The following is a 25,313-nucleotide window of genomic DNA, read 5'->3' as shown; positions in this document are numbered from 1 at the left end:
GCTGGCATTGGGCGGGCGGCGGTCCCGGTCACCCAATGAATGTGGGCGCAGACGAGCGGAACAACCTTAAACCACAAAGGGTAGCAGGCCTGACGCCCTCAGTCCTCAAGCTCGAAGCGCGTGGCGCTACGAATGCTGTTGCCATCAAAACCACGCCGGGCCAATAGATCGGCGGCCTTGCGCCGCTGCGGCAGATCCACCGGGCCTTGTTCGCCGAACCGACGACGGATCAAATCGCGTGCGTTTTCGGTCCAATCGCCTTCAAAGGTCTCCATGGCAGCACTGATGGCCTCGCTATCCAGGCCATGGGTTCCGAGTTCGGCGCGAATATGCAGTGGACCATAGCCCGAGCCTGCACGATTACGAACGACCGACGCCGCAAACCGGGTGTCGTCCTGCCAGCCTTCACCCGCGAGACGCTCTACGGCAGCCTCGGCAGCTTCCGGCTCTATGCCGCGCGCCAGCAGCTTGCGGTTCAATTCCTTGCGCGAATGCTCGCGACGCACCAGCAATCCGAGTGCGCGTTGGACCGGCGTCTGTTCCTTGAACCGGCGTCCCCGCTTTGGCGCGGGCTCTTGCTCGTCCATCGTGAGGTGTCCTGAATCACCAAATCACTGCTCAACCAATGCGCCGTCCATGGCGCCTGCCCTCCTGGCCTTCGATAGATCTATCGCGAAGCGCGGCGGCACTGACTCCACCGTCCCCGCGATAGAAAAACTTTGGAGCGGCCATCGAAACCTGTTGCACTGCTGTCAGACAGGTGCGGCCAGCGTTAGAGGCGAGCACCTACCACCCGTCGCCTGCGCTTCCTGCGCACCGCCCCACCTATCTGACAGCTATCCGCCAGGTTCTTCTGGCTGCTCTTATCGCTTATTCCTTCTCGGCGTCGTCGCCGGCTTCACGCGGCGCTTCGGCGGGCTGGAACTTCTCGCGCAGCTCGGCTTCCAGCTTGATCGCAACCTGCGGGTTATCGCGCAGATAGGTACGCGCATTGTCCTTGCCCTGCCCGATGCGCTCTTCGCCGTAGCTGTACCAGGCGCCGGCCTTCTCGACCAGCTTGGCTTCCACGCCCATGTCGATCAATTCGCCCTCGCGGCTGATGCCTTCGCCGTAGAGAATTTCGGTCACGACCTGCTTGAACGGAGGCGCCAGCTTGTTCTTGACCACCTTGATCTTGGTCTGATTGCCGATGATTTCATCGCCCTTCTTGATCGCGCCGATACGACGGATATCTAGACGCACCGAGGCGTAGAACTTCAGCGCATTGCCGCCGGTGGTCACTTCCGGACTCTGGCCCGGCATCATCACGCCGATCTTGTGGCGCAGCTGGTTGATGAAGACCACCAGGGTGTTGGAGCGCTTGATGTTGCCGGTCAGCTTGCGCAGCGCCTGGCTCATCAGACGTGCCTGCAGACCTGGCAGCTGGTCGCCCATCTCGCCTTCGATTTCCGCCTTCGGGGTCAGCGCGGCGACCGAGTCGACCACCACGATGTCCACCGAGCTCGAACGTACCAGCATGTCGGCGATTTCCAGCGCCTGCTCGCCGGTATCGGGCTGCGACAGCAGCAGATCGTCGACGTTGACGCCCAGCTTGGCAGCATAGATCGGGTCCAGCGCATGCTCGGCATCGATGAAGGCTGCGGTGCCGCCCTTCTTCTGGCATTCGGCGATCACCTGCAGGGTCAGCGTGGTCTTGCCCGAGGCTTCCGGCCCGTAGATTTCGACCACGCGCCCCTTGGGCAGACCGCCGATGCCGAGTGCGATATCCAGCATCAACGAACCGGTTGGAATGACTTCGACCGCCTCGATGGCGCGGTCGCCCATGCGCATGACCGAACCCTTGCCGAATTGCTTTTCGATCTGGCTCAGTGCTGCGGAAAGGGCGCGCTTTTTGTTCTCGTCCATCTGGGTGATCCTTGTCAGTGATTTCGGTGTAGGGCGAATGTAGCGGTGGTGTATCGCACAGGCTGAGACTGGCGGCGACACACTCAGATTAGGGATGCGGTCAGTGCGATGGCAGCGGGAAATCCTGCGGTGCCGGCTCGGGAAAAAGCCAGCACGCCCATCAGCGCACTGCTCAACGATTTGGCCTCAGTAGCCCGCAATACAAGCCCTCGATCGCGAAATCCTGATCCGGCAACACTTCGATCGGCGCGTAGTCCGGGTTGCGCGGCAGCAGCCGAATGCGGTCCTTGCCGATCTTCAGCAGTTTGACCGTGATCTCCTCATCGATCCGGGCGACCACGATCTGCCCCGAGCGCGCGTCACGGGTGCGATGCACGCCGATCAGGTCGCCGTTGAAGATGCCTTCGTCGCGCATCGAATCGCCCTGCACTTTCAGCATGTAGTCCGGCGAGGGCGAGAAGAACACCCGGTCCAGCACCACGAAGTCGTCCGAGCCGATATCCGCGCCGATCGGCAGGCCGGCTGCAACGCGGCCCAGCACTGGCAGACGCAATACGTCGTCGCGGACAGGCTCGCTGGCCGGCGGTGTGCGCGACTGTGTGCCCCGCCCGGCCAGGCGGATGCCACGCGCTTGACCCGGAACACGACGGATCGCACCCGCCTGTTCCAGCGCCTCCAGGTGGTACTGCGCTGCGCGCACGCCCTTGAAACCGAACGCACGCGCGATCTCGGTTTGCGAGGGCGGCACGCCATCGGCGTCGATGCGCTCGGCGATCAAGGCCAGGATTGCTTGCTGGGTATCGGTCAGTTCCATGGTTAGTAGTATTACTACTAACTGACGCCTGCGCAACTGTTGTTTGCAGCTTTGGTCTGCAACCCGACGAGCGGGTTGCAGACAGCAGCATCGAAGCCGAACGGCTGCGCTAACGCCGGCTGCGCCAGATCGAGAACAGGATCCAGATGCCGCACAGTGCCGCACCGATGAACCCGCCGACACCCAACGCCAGCAGCCAGCGACTGGCACTGCCGCCGACGCTGTTCATGACGATCGACGAGCCAATCACCAATGCCGCGGTGACAATGCCCATGGTGAGCCGATTGGCGGCACGATCGACCTGCTCGCCGAACTCGCGCAACGCACGCGTTTCGACATGCAGTTGCAGCTTGCCACGACGCGCGGCCTGCAGCAGCCGTTTGAGATCGCGCGGCAGATCGCCAAGTAGATCGATCGCCCCGGTCACGGTACGCCGGCTGCGCCGCAACATCGCGCTCGGTGCGTAACGCTGCAGCACCACGCGTTCAAGATACGGGCGCGCTTCGCTGGCCATATCGAAATCCGGGTCGAGCTGGCGGCCCATGCCTTCGAGCGTGAGAAACGCCTTGATCATCAGCGCCAGATCCGAGGGCAACGTGAGCCCGTGATCGCGCAGGATGGAGGTGACATCGCCAAGCATTGCGCCGATGCGCAGTTCCTTCAACGGCACGCCACGATATTCGTCGACGAAGGCGCCGATGTCCTGCTGCAAGCGCGACTCATCGACATCCAGATTGGTACCGGCCCACTCCAGCAGCACGTCGATGACCGCTTCGGCGTCATAGCTCACCATGCCGTGCAGCAGTTGCGCGACCTGAAACCGGCGCTGCTCGGAGACGCGCCCGACCATGCCGAAGTCGATCACCGCAATGCGCCCGTCGCGCAGATAGAAAATGTTTCCCGGGTGCGGGTCGGCATGGAAGCAGCCATCCTGCAGCACCATCTTGAACACGATGCCGGCGCCGGTGCGTGCAAGCGCCTTGCGGTCCAGGCCGGCCGCATCGACTGCGGCCAGATCGCGCCCGGGAATACCGTCGATGAACTCCTGCACATTCAGCGAGTCGCAGGTCCACTCCCAATACACCTTTGGCACCACGACATTGGGGTCGTTGGCGAAATTGGCGGCGATGCGTTCGGCATTGCGGCACTCGGCGGCGAAGTCGAGTTCGCGCCGCAGGGACACGGTGAATTGCTGCACGACTTCGGCGGGGCGATAGCGCTTCAGGTCGGGGGCACGTGCTTCCACGATCTCAGCCAGTCGCGCGAGCAGGCGCAGATCTGCATCGATGGTGTCGCCGATACCGGGGCGACGGATCTTCAACACCACCGGTGTGCCATCGGCAAGCCAGGCCCGATGCGTCTGCGCCAGCGATGCGGCAGCCAAAGGGTGTTCGTCCAGGCGCGCGAACACGCTCTCAGGCTCGGCGCCCAGCGCTGCGACCAATTGCGGGCGGATCTGCTCGAACGGCAGCGCGGGAACTGCGTTCTGCAGCTCGCTCAACTCTTCGATCCACTCCTGCGGCAACAGGTCCACACGCGTGGCCAGTACCTGCCCCAGCTTGACGAAGGTTGGCCCGAGTTCTTCCAGGGCGCGCCGCACGCGCATTGCGGCGGACAGGCGCAGGCGGCCTTCGGCGTTATGCCAGTGCAACAGCTTGCCGGCACGTTCGAGCACATCGGCCAAGCCAATGCGGCGCACCACATCGCCGAACCCGTAACGAATCAGGACCGCGGCGATTTCCTGCAGACGTCCGAGGTCACGAACGGTGCCGAGCGCTTCCCACATCAGTGCACCGCCTGTGCGTGTGCGGCATGCAAGTACTGCACGCAAACACGCTGCGCAGCGCGCCGTGGGATGTTGAAGGTCGATACCACCGGTGATGCTTTTCTTCGACGCGATCTCTGCGCTGTGCAGTCACTTGCATCGTCGCAGACACGCACGGTCATCGAGTGAGCGAGGGTCTTACGCACAGACTGCTGAAGATATGCAGCGCAGCAGCCCATAAAAAAGAGCAGCCCGCCAACAGCGGCCTGCGGCATGGAGGAAAACAACACAGGGGCGAACATCAGATGCATCGGCACGCAGCTCAACAACGAGAGCTTGTTTGTAGCCGATCTGCATGACGATGTCGCGCCTCCCTCCACATCAGGCTTAGCCCACGTTAGATCGTGCTTGCTGTAACCCGTCCGTGTAACGCTGCCAGGACGTCAGGCGAAACAGGCTCAATAACGCAGCCGCAACGTCACTCCATACGTGCGCGGCGCCCCCAGAAACGCATTCCACGAACCAGCCTGTAGCGGCGCGTCGATGACGATCTGCCGATAGGTTTCATTGCCGAGATTTTCTGCCCACGCTTCCAGCAGCCAGCGCTTGTCGTTGGCGCCGATGCCCAGGCGCGCATTGAGCAAGGTGTAGCCCGGTTGTGATTTTTGCGGATCCAGATCCGAGCCTGCGTTGTATTCGGAGCTGTACTTGGCGCCAACGTTGAAACGGCCCGTGAGCCGGTTGCCAAGCGCACGTTCGTAGGTCACCGACAGATTGGCCGACCACCGCGGCGCAAAACTCAAACGGCTGCCCGGCAGCAGCGCCAGATCCGCATCCGGTAAGAGATCGTCGCCATAGCGGGTGTCGGTATAGCTGAGCCCGCCTTGCAGCATCAGGCCAGGCACCGCGCCCTGCCACAGGATTTCGGCATCGATGCCGCGCGACACCACGGTGGGAATGGCACGCACCACAAAGCTGGTCCCCAGGAAGTTGTTGAGCTGAAAATCGCTGAAATCCTGATAGAACAGCGCTGCATTCAACAGCAGGTTGCCACCGAGCCAGGTGCTCTTGGCGCCGAGCTCGTAGCTGTCGACGAACTCGCCCGGGAACGCGGTGTCATCCACCGGCAGGATGCCCTGCACGCCGCTGGACAAGCCATCGGAGGACTGCACGCGATCCAGATTGAAACCGCCTGCCTTGTAGCCACGCGCCGCCGACACATACGTCATCAGCGCATCGTTCCAGCGATACGCCAGCTTGGCGGTACCGGACCACTCGCGCTCGGTGCGTTGCTGCTCGGTCCGACGACCATCATGGGCGACATTGGCCCAAGGCAGACAGGTGAAGCCGATCACTTGCGGTGCGATCGTCGGCACCGCAGACGCGGGTACACCACGCGCCACCAGCGCCGCACCGATCCGCCGCAACGCAGCCGGATCGACCTGGCCGCTAGGCGCGAAATAACTGGCACACGCCGGGCTTCCATCGGGATTTTGAAATGCCGATCGCAGCGTTTTGTTCTCGTAGGTGTAGCGCAACCCCACCACGACATCCAGCGCGTCGGTGGCATGCCAGGTGTTGTTGGTGAACAGCGCGGCGCTGGTGCCATCCTGCCGAAAGCGGTCCTGGCTACCCTGGCCGCGGAACAGCGTGCCGGCCGGCAAGCCGGTGGCGTCGGCAAGAAAACGCGTCGCATCCGCACGTGCGGCCAACGCCGGATTGACGCGTGCAAGCAGCACGCTCGACAGATACGGCTCGTACGCACTGCCGAAGCGATAGGACTCGTTGCGATGCAGGGTTTCGTCGGCGTAAAACACGCCGACCATCCAATCGAGACGCTCACTCGATCCAGCCAGGCGCAGTTCCTGACTGAAGGTCTTGAACCTGGTCAGCATCTCGTCCTCGCGCGGAGCGCGATAGAGAATGTCTGCAGCGCTGTAATCGAAATCCAGGCCGTTGACGGATTTCCAGTCGCGCACTGCGGTGATCGAAGTCAGCACCGCCTCGCTCAACCAGGGGGTGGTCCAGTCCACCTGTGCCGAGATGCCCTTGTCCTGAATCTCCTGCGCGGTACTGCGATTGCTGTAGGCACGCCTGCTCTGAGGGTCGGCACGCGCAGTGGTGCCCTGCCCGCCAGGCGTCAGCGCATCGATCAGCGCAGCGGTCGGACCGCGCTCGGTGGTCACGGTGACGCAGCAATTTTCCTGGCGGCTGGTGTCGTCGGCCGCCAGATTGATGTCCAGATCGTCGGTGGGCTCCCAAAGAAGCTGCACGCGCGCGGTGCGCAGATTCTGGTCGCCATCGTCGGTGGCGGTGCGCGGACCAGCGCCGGTGACCACCTGCTCGAATCCATCGCGACGCCGTCTGGCGGTATACACGCGTAATGCGCTGGTGTCGCCCAGCGCATCGTTGAAGGCGGCGGTAATCCCGAGCGCACCAAAGTTGCCCGCGGTGATTTCGGCATCGGCACTGCGGGTAAAACTGGGCCGGCGCGTGACCACGTTGATGACACCGGCCGAGGTGTTCTTGCCGAAGACAGTGCCTTGCGGGCCTTTCAACACTTCGATGCGCTCTAGCTCCCCCAGGTCGGCAAAGCTCACGCCGTTGCGCGCGCGGGCCACGCCATCGATGACCACACCCACCGAGGATTCGAGCCCGGCATTGTCGCCAACCGTGCCGATGCCGCGAATGCGCGCGGTGGTTTGGGCCGCGCTTTGACTGCTGGTCACGATCAAGCCGGGCACCAGCATCTGCAGCTCCTTGATGTCGTGCACGCCGCTGTCCTGCAACAGCTGCTCGGGAAACACCGAAAGCACCACCGGCACGTTCTGCAGCGATTCCTCGCGCTTTTGCGCGGTGACCTTGAGCGCTGCCAGCGTTGCCGGCTCCTTCGGATCTGGCTGCGCCGTTGTCTGTGCACACAGCGGCGATACCTGCATGCCCGCAAAAAGTGCGAGCGCAAGCGTGGTGCCACGTTGCTGATCCATACCCATGTTTATCCCCCGACAAAGCGCGCAGGCGATGCAGTACGGCGAGCGCCGCAGTTCGCGTGGCTTCACACCTTACCGGGTTAACGAGACTGAGCAACGCAGGTAACCGAACACACGGAGCGCGTGACGAATGCGGCTATCGTTCGATACGCATTGGAGCCATGCGTTAAAACAATGCCACGCATCGTCAGGCGAGCATCGCGGCGTTGGCAATCACACTTGTGCGACACATCAGACAGCTAATGAACCCGAGCCGCTGGCGCGCAGATCACGCACCTATAGCAATGCGCTCAATCCGCGCAGCGCCGCAACCACGGTTTGCCGTCGCACTGCATCGCGATCGCCGTTGAACTGGAACAGCTGCGCAGTGGCATAACCACCACGACGCTTCCAGCCGATCCACACCGTGCCGACCGGCTTGTCCTCGCTGCCGCCACCCGGCCCGGCAATGCCGGTCACCGCCACGGCGATGCTGGCGCCGGAATTGACCAGCGCACCGGACACCATTTCGATCACCGTTTCGCGGCTGACCGCACCATGCACTTCCAACGTATGCGGACGCACGCCCAGCAATGCCTGCTTGGCCTCGTAGCTGTATGCGGCCATGCCGCAATCGAACCAGTGCGACGAACCCGCCACATCCGTCACCGCCTTGGCGATCCAGCCGCCGGTGCAACTCTCGGCGGTGACCAGGCGCTCGCGCGCAGCAAGCAGTTGCTGACCAAGGGTTTCGGCCAACTGCTGCAGTTCGAAATCGGCGGACATGGACATAGGCAAGGGAATAAAGAGGCAGCGAACGTTTTAGCCCAATTCGTCCCATCTGTCTGCGGCGGCTGCAGAAACGGGGCAGCCACGGCGTGGCAGAGGTTCAGTGGCGATATGCACAAGGCAGGCGTACTGCTCGGCCCGCGCTGGATCGACTCGGGCGTTCTGCACAGTCGAGCCAACCCGACTGTGCAGTGCCATCACGATTCCCAGTCTTCGCGGCGATCCGGCAGCATCGCGCGCAGCGGTGCGCCGTCTTCGGTGGCGGCGAGCCGCTCGGCTTCGACCATCGGCAGATCGACGTCCAGCAACCAGCCATCCTCGTCGGATTGCTCGTTACGCACCACTTCCAGCTGATGCAGCTTGGAACGCAAGCGCCCCGCCGACGGCGGCAGCCGCAGCTGTCCGGTCAGATGACGCAGATCCAGCCGCTGGCCGAGTGCGTGTTGCAACTCTTCCAGCCCGCGTCCATCGCGCGCAGAGACCCACACGCGTTCGCGCCGCGCCTGGTCGGGGATGCCGTCCTGTGCATCGTGACGCACTTGCGCGCCCTCGATCTTGTCGATCTTGTTGAACACCAGCAGCTGCGGCAGATCGCCCGCACCGACGGCATGCAACACCTCATCGACCTGGCGGATGCGTTCTTCTCGCAACGGGTCGGCCGCATCGACGATGTGCAATAACAGATCGGCGTCGCGTGCTTCGGACAGGGTCGAGCGGAACGCGGCGACCAGTTGGTGCGGCAGATCGCGCACGAAGCCGACCGTATCGGCCAGGATCGCACTGCCGCCCGGCAACGCGATGCGGCGCACGGTGGGATCGAGCGTGGCGAACAATTGATCGGCCACGTAGGCCTCGGCACCGGTCAACGCATTGAACAGCGTCGATTTGCCGGCGTTGGTATAGCCGACCAATGCAATGCGCGGCAATTCGCTGCGCATACGCGCGCGACGCATCTGGGTGCGCTGCACCTCGACTTTTTCCAGCCGCTGCTGCAACTGTTCCACCCGCTTCTGCAGCAGGCGGCGGTCGGTTTCCAGCTGGGTTTCGCCAGGGCCGCGCAGGCCGATCGCACCGCCGCGCTGACGCTCCAGATGGGTCCAGCCGCGCACCAGCCGGGTGGCCATGTGCCGCAATTGCGCCAGCTCGACCTGCAGCTTGCCTTCATGGCTGCGCGCACGTTGCGCGAAGATGTCCAGGATCAGCCCGGTGCGGTCGATCACGCGCCGCTCCAGGTAGCGCTCCAGATTGCGCTCCTGACCGGGCGACAAGGTGTGGTTGACCAGCACCAGATCCGCGCCGGTGGCTTCGGCAGCCGCCTTGACCTCTTCCAGCTTGCCGCTGCCGATCAGGGTCGACGGGCTCGGTTTGTCGATGCGCGCGGTGAGCGTGGCCGCGATCGTGGCGCCCGCCGACTTTGCAAGGTCGGCGAACTCCTCCAGCACATCCTCTTCGGCAGGCCCACCGGAGTGGGTCTGAATCAACAGCGCATGTTCACCCTTACGTGAGCGATCAAACACGCACTACTCCATTACTGCTCGACGTCGTCATCTTCCGCCTGGTTGCCTTCATTGGATTGCACATAACCACCGCCCGGCCCCACGCGCACATTGCGCGCCGGCACGACCGTGGAGATGGCGTGCTTGTAAACCATCTGACTCACGGTGTTGCGCAGTAGCACCACGAACTGGTCGAACGACTCGATCGTGCCCTGCAGCTTGATGCCGTTGACCAGATACACAGAGACCGGCACCCGCTCGCGCCGCAGCGCGTTGAGGAATGGATCCTGTAAAGATTGCCCCTTAGCCATCGAAAACTCCTCTTCATTATTGTTCTTATTGTCCCGGTCGACACCTGCCATCCCCAGCCGGCCCCGGAAACGGGATGTTACACGCCTGAAGCCTGCGGCACAGCGGGACGATGAGCGAGGAAGCCGACAAGTGCGGCTTCCAATTGATGGCGGTCACGCTCCGGATCGAACCAGCGCGCGTCGAGCTCGCCACGCAGCCAGGTGAGTTGCCGCTTGGCCAGTTGACGGGTCGCATAGATGGCTTTTTGGCGGAACTGCGCCAGGCTGCCGGCGCCATCCAGATACTCCCAGGCCTGGCGATAACCGACCGCGCGGATCGCAGGCAGATCCAGCGGCGCGGCAACCGCGCGCAGTTGCGGCAGCGCGCGCAGACGCTCCACTTCTGCCAGAAAATCCTGCGCCAGCATGGCGTCCAGTCGCTGTTCGATCCGCGCGTGCAGCACTGCGCGCTCGCGCGGCGCCAGCACCACCTTCAACACCCGCACCGGCAGGCGCGGGCCTGGCGGCAGCGCCTGCCAGTAACTGATCGGCCTGCCGCTGATGCGGTAGACCTCCAACGCCCGCTGGATACGCTGCGGATCGGTGCTGTGGATACGTGCAGCCGCGACCGGATCGACCTGCGCCAGTTGTGCATGCAGCGCGGCCCAGCCGAGTTGTTCGGCTTCGGCTGCGATCGTCAAGCGAACCTGCGGATCGGCTTCGGGCAGCTGCGACAGCCCTTCCAGCAAGGCGCGGAAATACAGTCCGGTGCCGCCGGCGAGAATCGGCAGCTTGCCGCGCGCCACAATCTGATCGATCGCCTCCCGCGCATCGCTGGCGAACTCCGCCGCCGAATAGATCTGCCAGGGATCGCGCAGATCGAGCAGATGATGCGGCACGGCTGCACGCATGGCGGCATCCGGCTTGGCCGCGCCGATCTCCAGCCCGCGATACACCAGTGCCGAATCGACGCTGACGATCTCGCCATTCCAGCGCTGCGCTGCTTCCAGTGCCAGCGCGGTCTTGCCGCTGGCGGTCGGGCCCATCAACGCGATCGCGAGCGGGCGTCGGTCGGCCGGCATCAGTCCTCGTCCGGCCAACGGATGGTCGGTGCCGCAGGCGCACTCACACGCGGCACGGGGATTGCCGACATCGCACTCCACACCTTCAAGGCATCCACGGTCGCGGCCACATCGTGCACGCGCAGCAACAGGGCGCCGTGCTGCGCGGCAATCAGATGTGCGGCGACCGAACCATGCACACGCTCGGCCGCACGTTCGCGCCCGGTCAACTCGCCGATGCTCCGCTTGCGCGACAGCCCTGCCAGCACCGGCAGGCCGAATTCCTGCAGGCGCTGCAGCTGCGCCAGCACGGTGAGGTTGTGCGTGGTGGTCTTGTCGAAGCCGAAGCCCGGGTCGAGGATCAACCGGCGTTTGTCGATGCCGGCCATTTCGGCGGCGAAGATGCGCTCGGCCAGAAAACGGTGCACCTCGGCCACCACGTCGTCGTAGTGCGGCGCGTCCTGCATGGCATGCGGTGCGCTGCGTGCGTGCATCAGCACCACCGGCACGCGCAATTCCGATGCAGCATCCAACGCGCCCGGCGAACGCAGCGCATAGACATCGTTGATCATGCCGGCGCCGGCCGCGACGGCCGCGCGCATCACCTCCGGTTTGAAGGTATCCACACTGATCGGCACGCTGGTTTGACGCGCCAATGCGTCGATCACCGGAATCACGCGCTGCAGCTCTTCTTCCAGCGCGACCGGCGTCGCGCCAGGACGGGTGGATTCGCCACCGATATCCAGCACCGCAGCGCCCTCCTCGACCAGACGCAAGCCATGTGCGATGGCGGCCTCGCAGGTGGCGTGCTGGCCACCGTCGGAAAACGAATCGGGCGTGACATTGACGATGCCCATCACCTGCGGCGCATCCAGTCGCAGGATGCGACCGGCGCAATCCAGCTTGAGGGCGGTGTCGAACATCGTGGGGTTCTCCTGCAGGGGTTGCGATGGGTGGCGACCGATGCGCGCTACCGTGGCGCGCGTGTTTTGCGATCTGCCGAATGCATTATCAACGGAGGCCGCCAATGACCGAAGCCGGGAGCTGCGCTGGTCAGCGTTCAAACGCATCAAGGCCGGGAATCGCTCCCCGGCCTTGATGGATGCTGCTGCAGCTGACCGATGCGTAGCGTTACAGCTGCTCAGCTGGCCCGGCAATCGGCGGCAACGGACGTGGGCTGCCCTTGTCGTTGTTGTTGCCACCGTCCTTGTCGGACTTGGCCCAACCTGCCGGCGGCGGCGGCTCGCGGCCTTCCATGATGGCGTCGATCTGCGGCACATCGATGGTTTCGTACTGCAGCAACAGCTGCGACATCGCGTGCAGCTTGTCCAGGTTCTCGGTGAGGATCGCCTTGGTCTTGCTGTAGGCCTTGTCCAGGATCGACCGAACCACTTCGTCGATCATGCGCGCGGTTTCGTCGGAGACGTTCTTGTGCTGGGTTACCGAACGGCCCAGGAACACCTCGTCTTCTTCCTCGCCGTAGGCCACCGGGCCAAGCTCGTCGGACAAGCCCCACTTGGTGACCATGTTGCGCGCCATCTTGGTCGCACGCTCGATGTCGTTGGAGGCACCGGTGGTGACCTTGTCGCCGCCGAAGATCAACTCCTCGGCAACACGGCCGCCATACAGCGAGCACAGCTGGGATTCGATCGCCACCCGGTTCATCGAGTAACGGTCGCCTTCCGGCAGATACATCGTCACGCCGAGGGCGCGACCACGCGGAATGATGGTGACCTTGTAGACCGGGTCATGCTCCGGCACCAGACGGCCGACGATGGCATGGCCAGCTTCGTGGTACGCGGTCAGCGTCTTCTCGTCTTCGCTCATGGCCATCGAGCGACGCTCGGCGCCCATCAGGATCTTGTCGCGGGCACGGTCGAAGTGGTCCATGCGGACTTCCTTCTCGCTGCCACGCGCGGCGAACAACGCCGCCTCGTTACACAGGTTGGCCAGATCGGCACCGGAGAACCCCGGCGTACCGCGTGCGATGACCATCGGCACCACGTCGTCGGCCAGCGGCAGCTTGCGCATGTGCACACGCAGGATCTGCTCGCGACCCTTGACGTCCGGCAACCCGACCACGACCTGGCGATCGAAACGGCCCGGACGCAGCAGCGCCGGATCCAGCACGTCGGGACGGTTGGTGGCCGCGATCACGATCACGCCTTCGCCGCCTTCAAAGCCGTCCATTTCGACCAGCAGCTGGTTCAAGGTCTGTTCGCGCTCGTCATGCCCGCCGCCGAGACCGGCACCGCGATGACGGCCCACCGCATCGATTTCGTCGATGAAGATGATGCACGGCGCGTGCTTCTTGGCCTGCTCGAACATGTCGCGCACACGGCTCGCGCCGACACCGACAAACATTTCGACGAAGTCCGAACCGGAGATGCTGAAGAACGGCACCTTGGCTTCGCCGGCGATCGCGCGGGCCAGCAGCGTCTTGCCGGTACCCGGCGGGCCGACCATCAACACGCCGCGCGGAATCTTGCCGCCCAGCTTGGTGAACTTGGTCGGGTCGCGCAGGAAGTCGACCAACTCGCTGACTTCTTCCTTGGCCTCGTCGCAACCGGCGACGTCGGCAAAAGTGATCTTGACCTGGTCCTCGCCCTGCAACTTGGCGCGCGATTTGCCGAAGCTCATCGCACCCTTGGCACCGCCGCCACCGCCCTGCATCTGGCGCATGATGAACAGCCAGAAGCCGATGATCAGGATGACCGGCAGGAAGTTGAGCACCAACGACCAGAAACCAGGGCCGGTGGAGGGCTTCTGGCGGGTCATTTCGATGTTCTTGCTGTACAGCACGTCGACCAGCTTGTCGTCGCGCGGACCGTACACGGTGGCTTCGCTGCCGTCGGTGCGCTTGAAGCGGATCGCGTTGACGGCCAGGTTGGTCTCATCGGTGTAGTCCACCGACTTGACGCGCCCGGAGTCCACTTCCTTCAGGAACTGGGTGTAGGTGATCGAGTCGGGGCCGACGCCGCCTGCCATCCGCGGCGAGAAGCTCTGGAAGACGACCATCAGCACAACCGCGACGACCACCCACAGCAGCAGATTCTTGGTCAAGTCGTTCATCCTCATTGGCTCCGGTGCCCTCTACTCTTCAAATTCTTGAAACACGGTGGTCATTGGCAGCTTACTTGATCTGGGCACGCTTGCCCTGACCGAGCGCATAAACTTCCGGGGAGCGCTTGCGCGAGGCCGCCGGTTTGCGAATCGTCACCTTCTCATAGCGGCGGCGAAGCTCGCGAATGTAGTCGTCGGATCCAACACCCTGGAACAGCTTGATCAAAAATGCCCCACCCGTCTTGAGGTGGTTGTCGGCAAATTCCATCGCCAGTTCCGCCAGGTGCATCATCCGCGGTTGGTCGACCGCATCCATGCCACTCTTATTGGGGGCCATATCGGACAGAACAAGGTCCACCGGCACATCGCCCAACATCGCTTCGAATTCCGATAGGACGGCTTGTTCCCTGAAGTCGCCATGAAGGAACTCCACCCCGGCCAGCGGGGGCATCTCCAGGATATCCAGCGCCAGTACCCGGCCGGTGTCGCCCAACGACCTGCGCACCTGCTGGCACCAGCCGCCGGGCGCGGCGCCCAGATCGACCACCACCATGTTGGGTTTGAGCAGACGGTCGCGCTGGAGCAATTCCTCCAGCTTGTAGGCAGCGCGCGAGCGCATGCCTTCGGCCTGAGCCTTCTTCACGTAAGGGTCGGCGAAGTGTTCCTTGAGCCAGCGCTGGCTGCTTTTACTGCGGGAGGGCATTGGCAAAGGGGTCCGAACGGGTCGCCATGATACCCTGAACACCCTTTGCTTCCCTTTGATCCTGCATGTCCATTGTTCTCACCTCCGCCCAGAACCGTTTCCTGCGCGGCCAGGCCCACGATCTCAAAGCACTGCTGCAAACCGGCGGCAAAGGGGTCACGCCGGCATTTCTGGCCGAACTCGAGGAAGTGCTCGAGCGCCACGAACTGATCAAGGTGAAGGTGGCATCGGAGGATCGCGAGGCCCGCGACGCCATGATTGCCGACATTACTCAAAAGACCGGCAGCGCGCTGGTGCAGCGGATCGGCCATGTCGCCATTCTTTACCGCCCCAGCAAGGAAAAGCGCCAGATCGTGTTGCCGCGCGGCTGACCTGACGAGTTCGTTATGCCTTTAAGCCAGGAACATCCCGACTACACCTATGCGCTGCGCGCGGCCGATGGCCGCCATGCCAAGGTGAACGAGCGCATCTTGCAGCAGAGCTTCATCCTGATGCCCGATGAACTGGTCGAACGCTGGCCGGTGCCCAGCCTGGAACAGCTTCAGACCGGACATATGGACGCGGTGCTGGCGCTGGCCCCGGCGGTGATCCTGCTGGGCACCGGCGAGCGGCAGCAGTTCCCGAAGACGGACGTGCTGGCAGCCTGCCTGACCCGCGGCATCGGCCTGGAAGCGATGACCAATGCGGCCGCGGCGCGCACCTACAACGTGCTGGCCAGCGAAGGCCGCCGGGTGGCGCTGGCGATGATTCTTGAGGGACGGGATTAGGGAGTCGGGATTGGGGATTCGTAAACGCGGGCTGGAGCAAGTTTCGCTCTCAGGCGAACAGCCGCAACGATGCCCCAAGCGATTGTCAGGCCGGTAGACCGCACCTTCCACGCAGCACCATCAGCCCAGCGCCGTTGCAGGTGCGAATCCCAAATCCCAAATCCCCAATCACTTCTTAGGCAGATACAGCAGCGGATCCACCGGCTTGCCGTTGTAGCGAATCTCGAAGTGCAGCATGTCGCGGGCGGCACCGCTGCGGCCCATCTCGGCGATCTGCTGGCCGGCCTTGACACTCTGGCCTTCGTTGAGCAGGCGCTTGCGGTTGTGACCGTAGGCGGACAGCCACTGGTCGTTGTGCTTGATGATGATCAGCTCGCCGTAACCGACCAGGCCGGCGCCGGAATACACCACCACACCATCGGCTGCGGCACGTACCGCCTGCCCGCTGGCACCGGCGATATCCACGCCCTGCTTGGTGGTCTCGCCGGCGACGAAGGTCCCGACCACCACGCCGTCGGCTGGCCAGCGCCACTGGAATCCACTACTGACCGGTGCAGCGATCGGCGCAGTCGGCCGCGGCGGAACCACCGTGCCGGCCGTCGAGGTGCTGCTGCCCGGCTTGCTGGCACCACCCGGATACAGCTTGAGCGTCTGGCCTGGATAGATGGTGTTCGGCGAGGACAGCCCGTTCCAGGCGGCCAGATCCGGCGCAGTGATATTGGTCCGGCGCGAAATGGCGTACAGCGTGTCGCCGCGCTGGACGGTGACGGTCGCACCTGGGCGCGGCACCGATGCACGCGCAGCCGCAGACGGACGCGAGGACGACGAACCGCCCGCCCCAGGCGAACGCACTACCGTGGCGCTGCTACAGGCGGTCAGCCCGGCGGCGACCACGAGCATGACTGCTGTCTTACGTACCGAATTCATCTGCAACGTGCTCATCCGTTCATTGTCTTCCACACCAACCACCCTGCTCCCGCAGCCAGGACCGCCATGGCTACCCAGCCCAACGGTTCGATCCAGCGATGCAAGGCCGCTTCGGCGCGCGCGCCACCTAGCCGGATCGCGCCGGCCACCAGATACACGCGCTTGCCGCGCCCCACCAACATGCTGGCGATGAAGGGCAGGATCGGCACACCGACCACGCCCGAGGCCCAGGTAAAGATCTTCAGCGGAATCGGGGTGAAGCCCACCAGCACCAGTGCCCAGAAGGCCTTCCACGGCGACTCGGCCACCAGTGCGCGCAGCATCTCGATCTGCGCCTGGATCTTCACGCTCCAGCCCAGCCATTCGATCGCCGGCTGCAATGCGGCAAAGGCGAAATGGCCGAGCAGATAGCCGACCAGCGCGCCGCACACCGAGCCGATCAGGCTCAAGGTGGCGAACCACAATGCACGCTTGGGTTCGGCCAGCGACATCGGCGCCAACATCACTTCCGGCGGTACCGGGAAGATGAAGCCCTCAACGAAACTGAGGCCGGTCAGCAGCGCAGGTGCGCGCCGGTTGCGCGACCAACGAATGGCCACGTCGTACAACGGCCCGAAGATCTTCATCGAGGAACTCTCATGGATTCAATCCAGCATGCCCGACAACAGCGGGACGAACGTGACCGGCGCCAGAACCTGCTGTTCGATTGCGCCATCGGCACCACGTGTGAGTTGCATCAGGGATTGCGAAGACGCACCACCAACCGGGGCGACCAGCCGCCCGCCGACCGCCAGTTGATCGACCAGCGCATCGACCAGCGCCGGGGCGGCAGCCGTGACCACGATGGCGTCGTAGGGACCATGCTCGGGCCAACCGATGCGGCCGTCGTCGTGCTTGCTGCGCACGTTCATGCCCAGATGCCGGAAGCGCTTGCGCGCCTGCCGTAGCAGGTCTCCGATGCGCTCGACGGTATAGACCTCCAGGCCCAGCGCGGCCAGGATCGCGCCCTGATAGCCGGATCCGGTGCCCACTTCCAGCACCTTGGTCGGGCCGACCTGCAGCACCGCCTCGGTCATGCGCGCGACCACCCAGGGCTGCGAGATGGTCTGGCCGTGGCCGATCGGCAATGCGGTGTCTTCGTAGGCGCGCGAGGCCAGCGCTTCATCGATGAACAGATGGCGCGGCACGGTACGCACCGCGTTGAGCGTGGCCTCGTCCTGGATGCCGGCCTCGCGCAGGCGCTCGACCAGCCGGTCGCGCACGCGTTGCGAGGTCATGCCGATCCCCACCGACTCCGGTTGCAGCAGACGCAGCCTCGGCGTCATGCCGGTGCGTCCAGTGCGGCATTCAGGCCACCGACCCAGCCGGCGACGGTTTCCAGCGCCTGATAGCGGGTGAGGTCGACATGGATCGGGGTGATCGAGATATGCCCGGTGCGCACGGCGTGGAAATCGGTGCCGGCGCCGGCATCCTGCTCGGGACCGGCCGGGCCGATCCAGTACACGGTACGGCCGCGCGGATCGCGTTGCGGCACGCAGGGCTCGGAACGGTGGCGGTTGCCGAGCCGGGTGACTTCGAAACCGAGCACATCCGACCAGGCCAGATCCGGCACGTTGACGTTGAGAATGGTGTCGGCGGGCAAGGGATCGGATTTGAGGCGCGCCACGATTTCCACCGCTGCGCGCGCGGCGGTTTCGTAGTGATGCGCTTCATGGTTGTGCGTCACCAACGAGACCGCCACTGCGGGCAAGCCGAGGAAGCGGCCTTCCATCGCGGCCGACACGGTGCCCGAATAGATCACGTCGTCGCCGAGATTGGCCGAGTTGTTGATGCCGGAAACCACGATGTCCGGGTCGTAATCGAGCATGCCGGTCAGCGCCAGATGCACGCAGTCGGTCGGCGTGCCGGCCACCGCGCAGGTCTGCGCGTCGATGCGGCGGGTGCGGATCGGCACGTCCAGCGTCAGCGAATTGCTGGCGCCGGAGCGGTCGCGGTCAGGGGCGACCACCATCACTTCATGACCGGCACGCCGCAGCGCCTCGGCCAGAATCTGGATGCCGGGGGCGTCGACACCGTCGTCGTTGCTAACCAGTACGCGCATGGGACTCCTCGGAAAACCGAGTCATGATACCGGATGCGTCCCTCGCCTTCGCGCTTGATCTTCGCTTGCACCTGAGGTTGGGCACGTTACGCTGTGAGCATGTCGCATCCTGAAGACGAAGACGACGGCGCGTTGTTCCGCGCAGCGATTGGCGCGGTCAAGCCGATTCGTGAAGTCGCCCCCCCGGCCAACGCCAAACCGCGACCGAAGCCGCGCGCGCGCATGGCCGAGCGCGACGACGCCGAAGCGCACACCGAATTCGCACGTCTGCTGCGCGACAGCGCGCCGTTGGAGGCGGGCGACACCGCCAGTTATCGGCGCGAGAATCTTCCCACCCGCTTGTTTCAGCGGCTCAAGCGCGGCCAGTTCTCGATCCAGGACGAACTGGATCTGCATGGCGCCACCGCAGCGCAGGCCGAGTCGTTGTTGCGTCAGTTCCTGCTCGATGCGCATGCGCACGAACACGGCTGCGTGCGCATCATCCATGGCAAGGGGCTGCAGTCGGACAACGGCGCGCCGGTGTTGAAGAACCTGATGGACCGTCTGTTGCGCCAGCGCAACGATGTGCTGGCGTTTCATTCGGCGCCGGCCACGCAAGGCGGCACGGGAGCGTTGTTGGTGTTGTTGGCGCGGCGCTAGCGAAAGCTGCGCTGGCGCATTGTTCGGTGTTATCGGTGACGCCCGTCGCGGCCAGGGCCGCTCCTACAACGCCTCGGCTCCGGCAACGTTTGTTTGCGCTGCGCGTCGCCGCACGACGCAAAACTCAAGTGTCGGAACGGACATTGGCCATGCCGCGACCTGCGTCGATCACCTCGCCCAGCTCCCACAGCACCGCGGTGGCGTAGCAGCCCGGCGGCAGTGCGAATTCGACCTGCAGGGTCTGCGCATCCAGCCAGCGGTAGTCCAATCCTTGCGGGCGCAAACGCAAGGCGCGGCGCTCCTGCTTCAAGCCAGCGGCTTCCAGACCGATCCGCAGCGCCTCGGATTGCGGATCGGACAACGCGCCCCGCTCCACTGCTGCAGCCTGGTCGGTCGAACGCAGCTCGCCCACGCCCCACAACGGACCACTGGGATGAATATCGAAGCGCGCCAGACGCTCGGCCAGCACCTCGCTCCACGGCTCGGGACCGAACACGCTGCGTGAGCCATCCAGCATCCAGGCCTCGCCCTCCAGCGCAGTGTCCCAACTGCCCTGCTCCACGCGCGCAGTGAGCACGCGATTGAACAGTGCCGAGCGCGCCGCCGACAACAGGATCGAACGTTGATCGTTGCGCAGACGCCGCTTCGGTGCCGGCACCAACGCACCGGCGGTATCCAGCGTGTAGCCGAACATCGCCAACGCCGATGCCACGTTGCCACCATCGCGACCAAAGCGTTGTTCGCCGAACCAGTTGGGAATGCCGCGTGCGGCGATCGCCTGCAAGCGTTGCTCGATCGCATCGCGTTCGCCCTGCACCTGGCGCAGCGTCAGCACGAAGCGATTGCCGTGCAGCGCGCCGCGTTGCAGCTTGCGGTTGTGCCAGGTGCTGTCGACCACCTGCATTTCGTCGTCGTCGAGCGCAGCGATGTCCGGCGCGATACGTTTGGGCAGATGCACGCTGAAACGCTGCGTGGTCACTGCGTGGCGATCCTTCAGCCCTGCGTAGCCAACGCCCATTTCCGCAATGCCTGCCCACAGTGCGAGTTTCTTGGCGATGTACGCGGTGTTCTGGCCACGCTTGCGCACGCTGAGCAACAGGTGCTCGCCTTCGCCGGAAGCTTCGAATGCCGGCAGCTCATCGACCTGAAAATCTTCGGGCGTGCTGCGCATTGCTGCGCCAAGGACCGCAGCGCCATGCGCGCGCGGCAGAAGAAAGGTGTCGCTCATGCTGTGGTTGACCTTCGCGCCGACGTGTCGTGCGCTGTGTGCCGAATGCCTCGGCGCGGTGGTGTCGCATTGCAGCGCCGAGGCGAGCCCGGCGTGCGTGACTGCGAGTTAGAGCGGCTAAAAACCTGGCCGGCAGTCGTCAGGTGAGTGTGGACGGCACGCTCGGAACCGCAGGGTGCGCGTGCGACATGCTGTACAGAGCACCTGCCGCGCCTGCATGACGATGAGCGCAGTGGTTTTGTTTGTCGCCGTCAGGCTGCGATCCTGCCGAGCAACACCGCCGCCTGCGCAGCGATGCCTTCGCTGCGACCGGTGAAGCCGAGTTGTTCGCTGGTGGTGGCCTTGACGCTGACCGCATCGAGCTCGATCGCCAGCAGGCCGGCGATGCGTTCGCGCATTGCCAGCGCATGCGGGCCGATCTTGGGGCGCTCGCAGACCACGGTGATGTCGGCATTGCCAACGCGCCAGCCACGCTCGCGCAGCAAGTGATCGCAGTGCCGCAGAAACTGCGCGCTGTCGGCGTCCTTCCAGCGCTGGTCGGACGGCGGAAAGTGCTGACCGATATCGCCCAGCGCCAGCGCGCCCAGCATCGCATCGCACAGCGCGTGCAACACCACGTCGCCATCGCTGTGCGCGAGCACGCCATGGCTGTGCGCGACGCGCACGCCGCCCAGCATCACGTGATCGCCCGCACCGAACGCATGCACGTCGTAGCCCTGACCGATTCGAACATTGAAAGACATGGAAAATCCGTGGTGAGTGAGAGTGCCCAATAACAGGGAGCAAGCTGTCGTTTAGGTCGGCATGGACGTTGCAAAGTAGAGAGCAGTGTACGAGTGGCCTACACAGCCGGTTCCGCAAACCGGCCTGGCAATCGTTCGACAGCCGCTCTAAAGCGTGTTGACGTCGTGATTGGCACCGGCAAACACCGCATCGTTGCGTGTGGCCACTAATTCGGCATCCACCGCCACACCGCGGCGTGCCAGTTCGAATTCGAACCGCGCCAGGTCAACCGGCGTGGTCACCTTGAAGTTGTCTTCGGCACCCTCCACCAGCAACGGACGCAATCCCAGCCGCTCCATCGCCATCGCCTCGTCGGTCACATCCACGCCAGCGGCCGATGCTTCGGTAAGGCCACGGATCAGTTGATGGCGGCGAAACAGCTGCGGGGTCAGCGCGCGCCATAGACGCTCGCGCGGCTCGGTGGCATCGATGCCGCCATCGTCGCCGGCCCGCTTGAGGGTATCGCGCACCGGTGCGGCCAGGATTGCGCCGACCGGATCGCCGCGACCGATTTCCAGCAAGCGCTCCAGATCGGCCAGCGCCAGATTGGGACGTGCGGCATCGTGCACCAGTACAAAGTCGTCGGCGCGCACGCTCTCGGGCAAGGCCAGCAATCCAGCCAGCACCGATGCGGCGCGGGTCACGCCGCCCACGCAGGTCAACACCGGCTTGGACTGCACCGCCGTCCAACCCGGCCAGTCGGCATCGTCGGGCGCGATCGCCACGACAATTCCGGCCACCACCGGATGCGCTGCCAGTGCCGCCAGCGTGTAAGCCATCAAAGGCTGACCAGCAGCATGCAGATATTGTTTGGGGGTCTGTCCACCAAAGCGCGTGCCGCGCCCGGCGGCCGGCACGATCGCCCAGATCGAACCGGTCATGGCTGTTCCGCCGGAGCGGTTGCAGCGGGCGCCTCAGGTTCGATCGACGGCGCGGCCACTGCGGGCGGCAGCGGCGGCGCATCCTCGACCACGCGATAGAACGTCTCGCCCGGCTTGATCATGCCCAGCTCGCTGCGCGCGCGTTCCTCGATTGCCGCCTCGCCGTCCTTCAAATCCTTCACCTCTGCTGCCAACGCCTGGTTGCGTTGGCGCAGACCTTCGTTGTCCTGTGTCTGATGCGCGACCTGGGCTTCCAGCATCATGACTTCGCCGGAATTCCCAGGCCCGAACCAGAAGCGGTACTGCAGCCAAGCCAGCAGCACCGCCAGCACCAGCAGTAGCCAGCGCCAGTTGCGCACGGCTTATCGCTTGATCGAAACGAACGCGTCGCGACCGGCATAGCGTGCGCCGGAGCCCAACGCCTGCTCGATGCGCAGCAACTGGTTGTACTTGGCGACGCGATCGCTGCGGCACAGCGAACCGGTCTTGATCTGCGTGGCGGTGGTGGCCACGGCGATGTCGGCGATGGTGGTGTCTTCGGTTTCGCCCGAGCGGTGCGAGACGATCGAGGCGTAGTTGGCCGCATGCGCCATCGCGATGGCTTCCAGCGTCTCGGTCAGCGTGCCGATCTGGTTGACCTTGATCAGGATCGCATTGGCGGTGCCCGAGTCGATGCCCTGCTTGAAGATCTTCGGATTGGTGACGAACAGATCGTCGCCAACCAGCTGCACCTTCTTGCCGACACGGTCGGTGAGCAGCTTCCAGCCGGCCCAGTCGCCTTCGGCCAGGCCGTCTTCGATGCTGATGATCGGGTACTGCGCGACCCAGTCGGCCAGGAAGTCGACGAACTGCTCGCTGGTCAGGCGCTTGTTCTCGCCGACTAGGTTGTACTTGCCGTTGTCGTAGAACTCGCTGGAGGCCACGTCCAGGCCCAGCAGGATGTCTTCGCCGGCGGTGTAGCCCGCCTTGCCGATCGCTTCGAGGATGGTGTCCAGCGCTTCGACGTTGCTGCGGAAGTCCGGCGCAAAGCCGCCTTCATCGCCCACTGCCGTGCTCAGGCCGTGGCCCTTGAGCACCGACTTGAGCGCGTGGAAGATTTCGGTACCGGCACGCAGCGCTTCGGAGAACGAGCTGCAGCCGACCGGCAGCACCATGAACTCCTGGAAGTCGACGTTGTTGTCGGCGTGCGCGCCGCCGTTGATGATGTTCATCATCGGCACCGGCAGCGACACATCGGATTCGGTGATGGTGGACAGGTACTGCCACAGCGGCTGCTTGCGCGAGGCGGCCACGGCATGCGCGGCGGCCAGCGAAACACCCAGCAGCGCGTTGGCGCCCAGGCGGCCCTTGTTCTCGGTGCCGTCCAGGTCGATCAGGCGACGGTCCAAGCCCTGCTGGTCGGCCGCATCGAAGCCCTTGAGCGTCTCGGCGATGGTGCCGTTGACGTTCTGCACTGCATGCAGCACGCCCTTGCCCAGGTAGCGGGTCTTGTCGCCATCGCGCAGTTCCACCGCTTCCTTGGTGCCGGTCGAGGCGCCCGAGGGCACGGCGGCGCGGCCGAACGAGCCGTCTTCCAGCGTGACTTCGGCCTCCAGCGTGGGATTGCCGCGGGAGTCGAGGATTTCGCGGGCGAGGATCTTGGCGATAGTGGTCATAGGAACGATCGGTTACCAGTAAGGGGGGAAGTACACCGGAAACAAGCTGCGGGATTATCGCCGCACACCGTCCCATTGCCAAATCGCATGCGGAGCGGACGCGCGACAAGCCCGCCAGAGCGCCGCTAGGCCATCAAGCCAAGCAGCGACAAGCCAAACAGCAGCACAAACACCAGCAGCAACGCGAGCCCGACGACGGCTGCGGCAGGCTGGCGACGCAGCCAGAGTGCCATGGGGCCGGCGATGAGGCCTCCCAGCGTGACCAACGCGGCCACCACCAGCGTGACCAGCATCGGGATCCGTGTGGTCTGCATCGCGTGGCTACCGTCGCCCGGCATGCCAATGCTGGCGGTCACCAGGAAGGCCATGACGGCCATACAGGCCCAGGCACCGACCGACAGGCCGAGCGCGATCCAGCCCCACGGCCAACCGCGCCAGTGCCGGCGCTGCTGGTGCAACGCCGCCTGCGCCCATGGGTCGGAACTCATGCGAAGCGCGCGAACCCGTGCTTCTTGGTGACGGCATCCAGTTCCATCAGGGTTTCGAGCAGTTCCTCCATGCGGTCCAGCGGCCACGCGTTGGGGCCATCGGACAGCGCCTTGGATGGATCCGGATGGGTTTCGGCAAACAGCCCGGAGATACCCACCGCCACCGCAGCGCGCGCCAGCACCGGCACGAACTCGCGCTGGCCGCCGGAGCTGGTGCCCTGCCCGCCCGGCAGCTGCACCGAATGGGTGGCATCGAAGACGACCGGGCAGCCGGTGTCGCGCATGACGCTCAGCGAGCGCATGTCGCTGACCAGATTGTTGTAGCCGAACGAGGCGCCACGCTCGCAGACCATGATCTGCTCGTTGCCGGTCGACTTGGCCTTGTCGACCACCGGCTTCATGTCCCACGGCGCCAGGAACTGACCCTTCTTGATGTTGACCGGCTTGCCGGCGGCGCAGACGTTCTTGATGAAGTCGGTCTGGCGGACCAGGAAGGCCGGCGTCTGCAGCACGTCGACGACGGCGGCCACTTCGTTCATCGGGGTGTACTCGTGCACGTCGGTGAGCACCGGCACGCCGATCTGCTGCTTCACCGCAGCCAGCACCTTCAAGCCCTCTTCAAGGCCGGGGCCGCGGAAGCTGGTGCCGGAGGTGCGATTGGCCTTGTCGAAGCTCGACTTGAAGATGAAGTTGATCCCCAACTTGCCGGTGATCTCCTTGAGCTTGCCGGCCACGTCGAGCTGCAGTTGCATCGACTCGATCACGCAGGGGCCGGCGATCAGGAACAACGGCTGATCCAGGCCAACGTCGAAATCACAAAGTTTCATCAGGTCACCTATTGATTAAGCCCCTCTCCCACCGGGAGAGGGGTTGGGGTGAGTGTAAGGTTGGCGAAGCGCTGGTGAAGCCCGATGGTTTGCCCTCGCTGGCGCGTGGCGACGCGTTCGTCATGGTTGCCATCTTCCGGTTTACTGCGGCGCCCCTCATCC

General features: G+C 64.4%; 26 protein-coding genes. 3 read left to right on the top strand and 23 right to left on the bottom strand.

Annotation, left to right across the window (positions count from 1 at the left end):
- Positions 1 to 98: 98 nt before the first annotated feature.
- The 12 genes from recX to rlmE form a co-directional block, all read right to left on the bottom strand.
- Positions 99 to 587: a recombination regulator RecX gene (recX, locus tag XcyCFBP4188_RS12705; protein ID WP_006453295.1), complete on the bottom strand. Its 489-nt coding sequence runs from the start codon at positions 585 to 587 to the stop codon at positions 99 to 101.
- A 283-nt stretch (positions 588 to 870) separates the two neighbouring features.
- Positions 871 to 1,905, bottom strand: coding sequence for a recombinase RecA (gene recA, locus XcyCFBP4188_RS12700; protein ID WP_104592251.1), 1,035 nt, complete (start codon positions 1,903 to 1,905; stop codon positions 871 to 873).
- A 172-nt stretch (positions 1,906 to 2,077) separates the two neighbouring features.
- On the bottom strand, positions 2,078 to 2,719 hold the full coding sequence (gene lexA, locus XcyCFBP4188_RS12695) for a transcriptional repressor LexA (protein WP_104592250.1): 642 nt from the start codon (positions 2,717 to 2,719) through the stop codon (positions 2,078 to 2,080).
- 109 nt (positions 2,720 to 2,828) lie between these two features.
- Positions 2,829 to 4,505: a 2-polyprenylphenol 6-hydroxylase gene (ubiB, locus tag XcyCFBP4188_RS12690; RefSeq protein WP_006453298.1), complete on the bottom strand. Its 1,677-nt coding sequence runs from the start codon at positions 4,503 to 4,505 to the stop codon at positions 2,829 to 2,831.
- 437 nt (positions 4,506 to 4,942) lie between these two features.
- Positions 4,943 to 7,477: a TonB-dependent receptor gene (locus XcyCFBP4188_RS12685; RefSeq protein ID WP_104592249.1), complete on the bottom strand. Its 2,535-nt coding sequence runs from the start codon at positions 7,475 to 7,477 to the stop codon at positions 4,943 to 4,945.
- Between the two features lie 273 nt (positions 7,478 to 7,750).
- On the bottom strand, positions 7,751 to 8,245 hold the full coding sequence (locus tag XcyCFBP4188_RS12680; protein WP_023903749.1) for a CinA family protein: 495 nt from the start codon (positions 8,243 to 8,245) through the stop codon (positions 7,751 to 7,753).
- A gap of 194 nt (positions 8,246 to 8,439) precedes the next feature.
- Positions 8,440 to 9,759 carry a ribosome rescue GTPase HflX gene (hflX, locus tag XcyCFBP4188_RS12675; RefSeq protein ID WP_104592248.1) on the bottom strand — a complete coding sequence of 440 codons (1,320 nt, stop codon included), beginning with the start codon at positions 9,757 to 9,759 and terminating at the stop codon, positions 8,440 to 8,442.
- 11 nt (positions 9,760 to 9,770) lie between these two features.
- Positions 9,771 to 10,049, bottom strand: coding sequence for an RNA chaperone Hfq (gene hfq / locus XcyCFBP4188_RS12670; protein ID WP_005915027.1), 279 nt, complete (start codon positions 10,047 to 10,049; stop codon positions 9,771 to 9,773).
- 77 nt (positions 10,050 to 10,126) lie between these two features.
- Positions 10,127 to 11,110 carry a tRNA (adenosine(37)-N6)-dimethylallyltransferase MiaA gene (gene miaA / locus XcyCFBP4188_RS12665; RefSeq protein WP_104592247.1) on the bottom strand — a complete coding sequence of 328 codons (984 nt, stop codon included), beginning with the start codon at positions 11,108 to 11,110 and terminating at the stop codon, positions 10,127 to 10,129.
- The gene (folP, locus tag XcyCFBP4188_RS12660; protein WP_104592246.1) at positions 11,110 to 12,012 is read right to left on the bottom strand and encodes a dihydropteroate synthase; all 903 of its coding nucleotides are present in this window, start codon (positions 12,010 to 12,012) and stop codon (positions 11,110 to 11,112) included. The genes miaA and folP overlap by 1 nt, the downstream gene beginning before the upstream one ends.
- Before the next feature lie 208 nt (positions 12,013 to 12,220).
- A complete protein-coding gene (gene ftsH / locus XcyCFBP4188_RS12655) occupies positions 12,221 to 14,161 on the bottom strand; it encodes an ATP-dependent zinc metalloprotease FtsH (protein WP_006453305.1) in 1,941 nt (646 codons plus the stop codon).
- A 61-nt stretch (positions 14,162 to 14,222) separates the two neighbouring features.
- Positions 14,223 to 14,855, bottom strand: coding sequence for a 23S rRNA (uridine(2552)-2'-O)-methyltransferase RlmE (gene rlmE, locus XcyCFBP4188_RS12650; RefSeq protein WP_055828640.1), 633 nt, complete (start codon positions 14,853 to 14,855; stop codon positions 14,223 to 14,225).
- A gap of 65 nt (positions 14,856 to 14,920) precedes the next feature.
- Between rlmE and yhbY the strand changes: the two genes are divergently transcribed.
- Both yhbY and XcyCFBP4188_RS12640 read left to right on the top strand, forming a co-directional pair.
- On the top strand, positions 14,921 to 15,226 hold the full coding sequence (gene yhbY / locus XcyCFBP4188_RS12645) for a ribosome assembly RNA-binding protein YhbY (RefSeq protein ID WP_006453307.1): 306 nt from the start codon (positions 14,921 to 14,923) through the stop codon (positions 15,224 to 15,226).
- Positions 15,227 to 15,241: 15 nt separating this feature from the next.
- Positions 15,242 to 15,622 (top strand): Mth938-like domain-containing protein, encoded by a 381-nt coding sequence (locus XcyCFBP4188_RS12640; protein WP_074057650.1) that lies wholly within the window; start codon positions 15,242 to 15,244, stop codon positions 15,620 to 15,622.
- 168 nt (positions 15,623 to 15,790) lie between these two features.
- Here XcyCFBP4188_RS12640 and XcyCFBP4188_RS12635 read toward each other — a convergent pair whose 3' ends face one another.
- The 4 genes from XcyCFBP4188_RS12635 to surE are packed head-to-tail and all read right to left on the bottom strand — an operon-like array spanning position 15,791 to position 18,650.
- Entirely contained in the window at positions 15,791 to 16,564 is a 774-nt protein-coding gene (locus XcyCFBP4188_RS12635) for a peptidoglycan DD-metalloendopeptidase family protein (RefSeq protein WP_074057651.1), read from the bottom strand.
- The gene (locus tag XcyCFBP4188_RS12630; protein ID WP_104592245.1) at positions 16,561 to 17,175 is read right to left on the bottom strand and encodes a YqaA family protein; all 615 of its coding nucleotides are present in this window, start codon (positions 17,173 to 17,175) and stop codon (positions 16,561 to 16,563) included. Before XcyCFBP4188_RS12630 ends, XcyCFBP4188_RS12635 begins: the two co-directional genes overlap by 4 nt.
- An 18-nt stretch (positions 17,176 to 17,193) precedes the next feature.
- Entirely contained in the window at positions 17,194 to 17,874 is a 681-nt protein-coding gene (locus tag XcyCFBP4188_RS12625; protein ID WP_006453312.1) for a protein-L-isoaspartate(D-aspartate) O-methyltransferase, read from the bottom strand.
- Complete coding sequence (gene surE, locus XcyCFBP4188_RS12620; RefSeq protein ID WP_006453313.1) at positions 17,871 to 18,650, bottom strand: 5'/3'-nucleotidase SurE; 780 nt, start codon at positions 18,648 to 18,650, stop codon at positions 17,871 to 17,873. Before surE ends, XcyCFBP4188_RS12625 begins: the two co-directional genes overlap by 4 nt.
- Positions 18,651 to 18,749: 99 nt before the next feature.
- Here surE and XcyCFBP4188_RS12615 point away from each other — a divergent pair, with 99 nt between their 5' ends.
- Positions 18,750 to 19,289 (top strand): Smr/MutS family protein, encoded by a 540-nt coding sequence (locus XcyCFBP4188_RS12615; protein WP_006453314.1) that lies wholly within the window; start codon positions 18,750 to 18,752, stop codon positions 19,287 to 19,289.
- Positions 19,290 to 19,413: 124 nt separating this feature from the next.
- Here the strand turns inward: XcyCFBP4188_RS12615 and truD are convergent, their stop codons facing one another.
- From truD to kdsA, 7 genes are all read right to left on the bottom strand, one after another.
- The gene (gene truD / locus XcyCFBP4188_RS12610) at positions 19,414 to 20,517 is read right to left on the bottom strand and encodes a tRNA pseudouridine(13) synthase TruD (RefSeq protein ID WP_006453315.1); all 1,104 of its coding nucleotides are present in this window, start codon (positions 20,515 to 20,517) and stop codon (positions 19,414 to 19,416) included.
- 251 nt (positions 20,518 to 20,768) lie between these two features.
- Entirely contained in the window at positions 20,769 to 21,260 is a 492-nt protein-coding gene (gene ispF, locus XcyCFBP4188_RS12605) for a 2-C-methyl-D-erythritol 2,4-cyclodiphosphate synthase (RefSeq protein ID WP_006453316.1), read from the bottom strand.
- A gap of 147 nt (positions 21,261 to 21,407) precedes the next feature.
- On the bottom strand, positions 21,408 to 22,181 hold the full coding sequence (ispD, locus tag XcyCFBP4188_RS12600; protein ID WP_006453317.1) for a 2-C-methyl-D-erythritol 4-phosphate cytidylyltransferase: 774 nt from the start codon (positions 22,179 to 22,181) through the stop codon (positions 21,408 to 21,410).
- A complete protein-coding gene (gene ftsB / locus XcyCFBP4188_RS12595) occupies positions 22,178 to 22,540 on the bottom strand; it encodes a cell division protein FtsB (RefSeq protein ID WP_006453318.1) in 363 nt (120 codons plus the stop codon). The genes ispD and ftsB overlap by 4 nt, the downstream gene beginning before the upstream one ends.
- Before the next feature lie 3 nt (positions 22,541 to 22,543).
- Positions 22,544 to 23,836, bottom strand: a complete 1,293-nt coding sequence (gene eno / locus XcyCFBP4188_RS12590; RefSeq protein WP_104592244.1) for a phosphopyruvate hydratase — start codon at positions 23,834 to 23,836, stop codon at positions 22,544 to 22,546.
- A gap of 125 nt (positions 23,837 to 23,961) precedes the next feature.
- Entirely contained in the window at positions 23,962 to 24,324 is a 363-nt protein-coding gene (locus XcyCFBP4188_RS12585) for a hypothetical protein (RefSeq protein WP_074057657.1), read from the bottom strand.
- Complete coding sequence (kdsA, locus tag XcyCFBP4188_RS12580; RefSeq protein ID WP_074057658.1) at positions 24,321 to 25,151, bottom strand: 3-deoxy-8-phosphooctulonate synthase; 831 nt, start codon at positions 25,149 to 25,151, stop codon at positions 24,321 to 24,323. Before kdsA ends, XcyCFBP4188_RS12585 begins: the two co-directional genes overlap by 4 nt.
- Positions 25,152 to 25,313 lie beyond the last annotated feature (162 nt).

It is taken from the genome of Xanthomonas hortorum pv. cynarae (assembly GCF_002939985.1).
GTDB lineage: Bacteria > Pseudomonadota > Gammaproteobacteria > Xanthomonadales > Xanthomonadaceae > Xanthomonas > Xanthomonas hortorum_D.
The sequence above is the reverse complement of the archived record's forward strand: the minus strand, read 5'-3'. Positions and strand labels throughout refer to the sequence as shown.